Origin of the sequence: Streptomyces sp. NPDC094147, assembly GCF_044764265.1 — a bacterium.
Taxonomy (GTDB): domain Bacteria; phylum Actinomycetota; class Actinomycetes; order Streptomycetales; family Streptomycetaceae; genus Streptomyces.
In genome coordinates this window covers 1-1,503 of the sequence record NZ_JBIWHT010000084.1, presented here as the reverse complement: position 1 = coordinate 1,503, position 1,503 = coordinate 1, and the positions used below count along the sequence as shown (strand labels likewise).

Here is a 1,503-nt window from a genome sequence, read left to right as displayed (position 1 = left end):
TCAGACATCCCATGACGTTTCATGTCAAGCGGGATGGGGTTGGGCGTGGTGTGACCAGGCGGTCGCTTCGTCGTAGGTGGTGCGGGTCTTGAGGCAGCCGTGGAGGATGCCGACGAGGCGGTTGCCGACCTGGCGGAGGGCGGGGTTGTAGCCGGCTTCGCGGGCTCGTTGTTTGTCGTAGTAGCGGCGGGCGCCGGGTGAGCTGCGCAGGGCGGAGAACGCCTGGAGTTGCAGCGCGGCGCCGAGGCGGTTGTTGCGGACGAAGCGGGCCTGGACGGTGTGGCTCTTGCCGGAGGCCCGGGTGACCGGGCTGGTCCCGGCGTAGTTCTTGCGGGCCTTCGCACTGGCGTAGCGGGTGGGGTCGTCCCCGAACTCGGCGAGCACCCGGGCGCCGGTGACCTCCGCGATGCCGGGCATCGACAGGTAGATCTCAGCGTCCGGGTGCGCTCGAAAATGCGCCTTCACCTGCCCTTCCAGCTCGGCTATCTGCTCGTTCAGGCTGATCAGCAGGCGTGCGTGGGCTGTTGCGGCGGCCGCGTAGGCGGCGGTGACCGGTTCGGGCAGGCCGAGGTGTTCCTCCCGCAGCGCGGCCTGGATCGTGGCGGCTTTCTGGGGCCGGTTGTGCCGGCGGTGGCGGGCCAGAACGGCGGTGATCTGGGTGCGGGTCAGCTTCGCCGCGGCTTCCGGTGTGGGCGCCTTGGTGAGGAGTTCCAGCGCGTCCGTGCTGGTCAGCGCCAGGTCGGCGTAGGCGTTCAGGGCTGCGGGGAAGTATTCGCGCAGTGTGTTGCGCAGCCGCTGGAAGGCGCGGGTGCGCTCCCAGACCAGGGTCTGGTGGGCGCGGGCGACCACCTTGACGGCCTGGGCCCGCTCGCTGTCGCCGGCCACCGGCCGCAGCTGGTCCCGGTCGATACGGACCATGTCGGCCAGCGCGTGTGCGTCGCCCTTGTCGCTCTTGGCGCCGGAGGTGCCATACCGTTCCTTGAACCGGTTGACCTGCCGCGGGTTGATCGCGAACACCTGGTAGCCGGAGGCGATCAGGGCCTGCACCCACGGCCCGCGGTCGGTCTCGATCCCGACCACCACCTCCGCGGGGTCCACATCCGCGCCACCGTGCTTCGCGATGAGCGCGTGCAGTTTCGCGATGCCTTCCACGCCCTCGGGCAGGTTCGCGGCGGCCAGCTTGCGGCCCGTCTCGTCCTGGACCTCGACATCGTGGTGGTCTTCGGCCCAGTCGTCACCGATCAGCAGCAACAGTTCTCTCCCGCTCGCATACGTTCGTCTCGTTGCACAGCAGCCTGCGGAAGACACGGCACGCGGCCTAATGGATCCAGTGCTCACGCCCCACAGCTCGGCGGGCACGCCATCCCATCAGCGGTCATGGCCTCCCGGCCGACCAGCAGGGGCACGGTCTGACCCCAGAGCTCAAAGGCTCCGGCAGAGAAAGTGCTCACCTGCTGGCGGCTACAACATCAAGTCTCTACGACCCGATACGTCCCATTAGGC

Annotated in this window: 1 protein-coding gene; it reads right to left on the bottom strand. The window is 68.9% G+C overall.

Annotated features, from left to right (window positions below; genetic code table 11):
- Window positions 1-24: 24 nt before the first annotated feature.
- A complete protein-coding gene (locus tag ACIQ8J_RS35875; protein ID WP_403278382.1) occupies window positions 25-1,251 on the bottom strand; it encodes an IS110 family transposase in 1,227 nt (408 codons plus the stop codon).
- Window positions 1,252-1,503 lie beyond the last annotated feature (252 nt).